This window comes from Spirulina sp. CS-785/01 (assembly GCF_028330525.1).
GTDB lineage: Bacteria > Cyanobacteriota > Cyanobacteriia > Cyanobacteriales > Spirulinaceae > JAQMSD01.
In genome coordinates this window covers 1-5206 of record NZ_JAQMSD010000269.1, presented here as the reverse complement: position 1 = coordinate 5206, position 5206 = coordinate 1, and the positions used below count along the sequence as shown (strand labels likewise).

Here is a 5206-nt window from a genome sequence, read left to right as displayed (position 1 = left end):
GATGGGGAGGATGGGGGAGATGGGGAGGATGGGGGAGATGGGGAGGATGGGGGAGATGGGGAGGATGGGGGAGAACAAGAACCAACTATTCCCTATTCCCTATTCCCTATTCCCTATTCCCTATTCCCTATTCCCTATTCCCTATTCCCTATTCCCTTGTTCACAAACAACCAATTACCCATTACCCATTACCCATTACCCATTATCCATTATCCATCCTCCTTCAACAACCAAAAGCCCGCAAAAGACTCCGACTCTGGATCAGACTGAACCGCCAGAAAATGGACATTATTGGCTTCTTTTTTCGTGGCCTCAAACCCTTGGGCCTCTTGTAGCGTTCCCTTGTCCTTGAGATCGGCTAAAATCCAACTATCACTCGCCCCCGTTTCTAGGCGCATTCGGGGCAGTGATCCCGTTTCCAGTTGTAGATAACTGAGTTCTAACCCCGACATCCAACCCGCTAACGGCATAGCGCGGGGGGAAAAAATCAATAACCCCGGAATCTTCGTATCTGGAGTAATTCCCATCATTTCTAGGGGAAACGCCTCACTAAAAGCAATATCCCATTCATTCATCTCCTGAAACGCCGCGGCCTCTAACGTCACAAACGCCCATTTATCACTCTTATCCCCTCGCACCGCATCCGGGAGGGGACTGGCATTGAGTTCTGGATACTTCACCGTTGCGGCCTTTGCTGCCGAGGGATCATACCCCTCCTGTTGAGGATAAACCGTTTCTAATCGTTCCTTAATCCATTGATTGAGTGCGTAGGTGCGACGACTGGCATAAGCGGGAATGCCCACTTCTTCACAGGCTTTGAGAATCATATTATTCATCGGGCGACGGAAGAAGCGGATGCGTTTCGGCGGATTGGGGGCCTGCGCGATCGCTTCCTCAATGGCCTCACTCAACCACAGGGAATTCACCGACTTATTATTAGTGAACTTAGAAAACTTAAAAAGACGATCAGGCGTTTGTTGAATGTCTAAGGGACTTTCACAAATGAGGACTTCCCAGAGCTTCTTCTGGTTTTCGTCAAAGACAGGACGAGAGTAAAAATCGAGTTCCCAAATTGTTGTTCCCATAGGTCGTTCTGATGCTGTTAGTGGGCATTATCCCTTATCGTACCCCCTGAGTGGGACGTTGGCGAGGACAGAGTTGGGAGGGGGTTATTTTCCTCACCCTTCCAACTTAACCCCCTACGCGACCCGGTGTAATATGGCTAAAGTCAGAGTTTGTTCTTGGCGCGAGCCAATTGTCCGAGACTGAGTAGCAGTTTGAGGAGTCGAAGTCCCAGTTTGAGCTTGATTCACCACTGCGTCGAGTTGGTTTTGGGGTTGATAGATAAAAGATTCCATACTCTTTTTCTCCGGATTAGCTTCATTCCCTCACCCAACACCCGACACTCCCAAATTATTGTATGGTGAACTGTGGATCGGTTCTGATTCTTTTAGCCCATAACGCCAACTATGACCGACTTTGACACATTTAAACCCCACCTCGAAACCGCCCAACCCCAACTCCTCCAATACCTCAACACCTTTCAAAACGCCAAAATCCTCGTTATAGGTGACTTAACCCTAGATGAATTTCTCACCGGACAGGTGGAGCGTCTCTCCAGAGAAGCCCCGGTTTTAATCCTCCGGCACGAAATAACCCAACAAATCCCTGGTGGAGGGGCAAATGCGGTCTATAACTTAGCCAAATTGGGCGCAAAGGTAAACGTTGTTGGATTAGTCGGAAAAGATGCCCAAGGGGAGGCATTACGGCAGATTTTCCAAGCGTCCGGGATTGATACTCAAGGAATGTTAGTTGATCCCAGTCGGCCTACCGTGACAAAAACCCGTATTGCTGGCCATGCGCGGCAGTCTGTCACCCAACAAATTGTCCGAGTTGACCGTAAATCTGATCAACTCCCTACTAGGGAGATACAAATGCAGCTTGCAGAAATCATTCAAGCTCAATTATCGCAAGTGGATGCGGTGGTATGTTCAGACTATGGGGAAGGGGTATTAACTGCCCCTGTTATTGAAGCGGCCTTACAACATGATCGGGTGATTGTGGATACTCAAAAAGCACTCCATCGTTATCAAGGGGCAACGGTATTCACCCCTAATTTACCCGAAGCGGAACAAGCGGTGGGTTATCCGGTTCAGGATAATGCTTTTCTGCAACGAGCAGGGGAAGATTTATTAAAACTCACCCAGGCCCAGCAGATGCTCATTACACGGGGAGAGGAGGGGATGAGTTTATTTTCAGCCCAAGGGGAAACCCAACATATTCCGGCGTTTAATCGCACCGATGTATTTGATGTTACAGGCGCAGGGGATACGGTGGTGTCAGCGTTAACTTTGGCGTTATGTGCGGGGGCATCCTTTTGGGAAGCGGCAATTTTGGGCAATTTAGCCGCAAGTATTGTGGTTAGGCAGTTTGGGACGGCCACAACATCGGTAACGGAAATGCAGGAGGCGTTGGCGACTCTCCTAGAGGATGTCTCTGTGTTGTAATGGGTTGTTTGTTGTTTGGGTCTTGGGTTTTGGTTCAACTCCCTTCTCATTGCATTGTTAAGTGTTAATTGCTAATTGTTAATTGTTCATTGAAAAAGCGGCTTGATGAAGATTTTAGTGTTGTCTTGGGAGTTTCCTCCCCGCATTGTTGGTGGAATTGCTCGTCATGTGGCGGAATTGTATCCGGAGTTGGTGAAGTTAGGGGATGAAATTCATCTGCTGACCATTGAGTTTGGCGATACTCCCCATTATGAGGTGGTGGATGGGGTGCATATTTATCGTGTCTCTGTCACCCCAGGGCATGATTTTTTCCATTGGGTGATGAATATGAATGAGAGTTTGGGGGCCTTGGGGGGGAAGTTAATTAAAGAGGAGTCAGAGTTTGATGTGATTCATGCCCATGATTGGTTGGTGGGGGATGCGGCCATTGCGCTGAAGCATTTGTTTAAGCTGCCGTTGGTGGCTACGATTCATGCGACGGAATACGGTCGTCACAATGGTATCTATAATGAAGTCCAACGCTACATTCATAATAAGGAGAGTGTGCTGGTTTATGAGGCGTGGCGGGTGATTGTTTGTACGGGGTATATGCGGCAGGAGGCGGAGCGAGCGTTTGCTGCACCGTGGGATAAGATTGATGTGATTTATAATGGTCTCCATCTGCCTAATAAGCAGTTGCCGCCGGATTTTGACCGGATGGCGTTTCGTCGTCGCTTTGCGGTGGATCAGGAGAAAATTGTCTATTATTTGGGACGCATGAGTTATGAGAAGGGACTTGCGGTGTTGATTGATGCGTTTCCCCAGGTGATTCGAGAGATGGAGGGAAAGGTGAAGTTGGTGATTGTTGGGGGGGGGAAGGTGGATGAGTTGAAACAACGGGTTTGGGATTTGGGGTTTTGGCATAAGTGTTATTTTACGGGGTTTATGTCGGAAGCGGATTTAAAGCCGTTTCAAACCATTGCTGATTGTGCGGTCTTCCCCAGTCTGTACGAACCTTTTGGTATTGTAGTTTTAGAAAGTTTTGCGGCTAAAGTCCCGGTCGTTGTCTCGGATACCTGTGGTTTACCGGAAGTGGTCCGTCATACCCAAACGGGAATTGTGACTCGGACGAATCACCCGGAGTCTCTGGCCTTGGGGATTCTCTCTCTGTTAAAAAATCCGGCTTATACCCGGCAGTTGGTGGATAATGCCTATCAAGATTTGTTGAATCGCTTTGATTGGGTGAAGTTGGCCTACCAGACGCAGAGGGTGTATAAACGGGTAGTTGAGGAGCGATCGCAGGTACTTTGGTAGTCTGCCGAAACTTGGGCAAACAGTACATTACATTATGTCTAAACCCGATCCTAGACCCTTTGACGCGATTCTTGGTAGTCGTCACCAGGCCCCCCCAGATAGTGCGGTGTTAGGGGGGTTATCAGGGGTGAAATTACGCCTCCAGAGTGAAATTCCGGCTATGCGGGTGGCGGCGTTACCTGCGGCCATGCAGTATGGGGAGGAGGGAATTCCTTTAGTGATTGACGCATTACAGGATTCCGCGAAACAAGTCCAGTGGACGGCCTATCTGTTGTTACGGCATTATATGACGTGGCACAATCGGGCTGATCTCAAGGTGATTTTAGCGTTGCGATCGTTTAATCCCTGGCGATTATTCTCCTGTTTACAAACCCTCAAGGATCATGAAGCGGCAATTAGTGATTTGGCCTTGAGTGCTGATGGGAGTATTTTAGTCAGCAGTAGTCACGATAAAACGATTAAAGTCTGGAATGCTCACACCGGCCAACTGATCCACAATTTAGCGGGACATTCAGACTGGGTTTCGACGGTGGCCATTACCCCCGATAATAAGTTGGCCATTAGTGGCAGTATGGACCGCACGATTAAAATTTGGAAGCTAAAAACTGGGGGATTGCTCCGCATTATTACAGGTCACGCCAATTTTGTAAAATCCCTCAGTATTAGTCCAGATGGGACTAAGTTGCTCTGCGGAGGAGTGGATCGAATTTTGCAACTTTGGGAGTTAGCTACGGGGAAATTGTTACAAACTTTTACGGGTCATGTAAATTCCATTAATACGGTGACATTTAATGGTGATGGGACTTTAATTGCTAGTGGCAGTGCCGATGGCACAATTCAAGTTTGGCATTTACCCACAGGGGGACTGTATGCCACCTTTGGCGGGCATCATGGGACGGTTACGCAGGTGGAATTTACCCGAAATGGCAAGTATTTAATTAGTGCGAGTCATGATAAAATTATTGGTCTTTGGGATTTAGAAACTGGGCAACTCAAACATCAATTTATTGGACATTTAGATGAAGTGAATAGTCTTTGTTTGAGTTTAGATGGAACAAGTATTTTTAGTGGAGGAAAAGACCAAGCGATTAAGGTTTGGGATGTCCGGACAAGACGTTTACAGCATAGTTTACTGGGTCATGAGTCTTCGGTCGTCTCCGTAGTTTCCAGTACCGATGGTAAACGGATATTCAGTGGAACTACGGAGGGAGTTATGAAAATATGGGGCGTAGAGTAGTAAATTCAACTAACTTGAACAACGGTTGAGCGCAGTCCCCATCTAAAATCACAAGATTTAGATGGGGTTAACCTCTAGTAGGGGATTTACTCGACTTTTTTTGACATTAGGCCACAAAGCCATACTTATACCCATCCTTACGATGAATCACCTTTGAGACATAAGAGAG

Annotated in this window: 5 protein-coding genes and 1 pseudogene; 4 read left to right on the top strand and 2 right to left on the bottom strand. The window is 47.5% G+C overall.

Features of this window, described 5'->3' with window-relative positions:
- Window positions 1-270, top strand: a pseudogene (locus PN462_RS17485) (hypothetical protein); the annotation flags it as partial.
- Here the strand turns inward: PN462_RS17485 and PN462_RS17480 are convergent.
- Together PN462_RS17480 and PN462_RS17475 are read right to left on the bottom strand one after the other, a co-directional pair.
- Entirely contained in the window at window positions 210-1085 is an 876-nt protein-coding gene (locus PN462_RS17480) for a Tab2/Atab2 family RNA-binding protein (protein WP_272130107.1), read from the bottom strand. The pseudogene PN462_RS17485 and the gene PN462_RS17480 overlap by 61 nt on opposite strands.
- Before the next feature lie 114 nt (window positions 1086-1199).
- The gene (locus tag PN462_RS17475; protein WP_272130106.1) at window positions 1200-1358 is read right to left on the bottom strand and encodes a hypothetical protein; all 159 of its coding nucleotides are present in this window, start codon (window positions 1356-1358) and stop codon (window positions 1200-1202) included.
- Between the two features lie 111 nt (window positions 1359-1469).
- On the opposite strand from PN462_RS17475, the gene rfaE1 reads away from it, so the two are divergent.
- From rfaE1 to PN462_RS17460, 3 genes are all read left to right on the top strand, one after another.
- Window positions 1470-2507 carry a D-glycero-beta-D-manno-heptose-7-phosphate kinase gene (gene rfaE1 / locus PN462_RS17470; RefSeq protein ID WP_272130105.1) on the top strand — a complete coding sequence of 346 codons (1038 nt, stop codon included), beginning with the start codon at window positions 1470-1472 and terminating at the stop codon, window positions 2505-2507.
- A 105-nt stretch (window positions 2508-2612) separates the two neighbouring features.
- Complete coding sequence (locus tag PN462_RS17465; RefSeq protein WP_272130104.1) at window positions 2613-3800, top strand: glycosyltransferase family 4 protein; 1188 nt, start codon at window positions 2613-2615, stop codon at window positions 3798-3800.
- Between the two features lie 34 nt (window positions 3801-3834).
- Window positions 3835-5037, top strand: coding sequence for a WD40 repeat domain-containing protein (locus PN462_RS17460; RefSeq protein WP_272130103.1), 1203 nt, complete (start codon window positions 3835-3837; stop codon window positions 5035-5037).
- Window positions 5038-5206 lie beyond the last annotated feature (169 nt).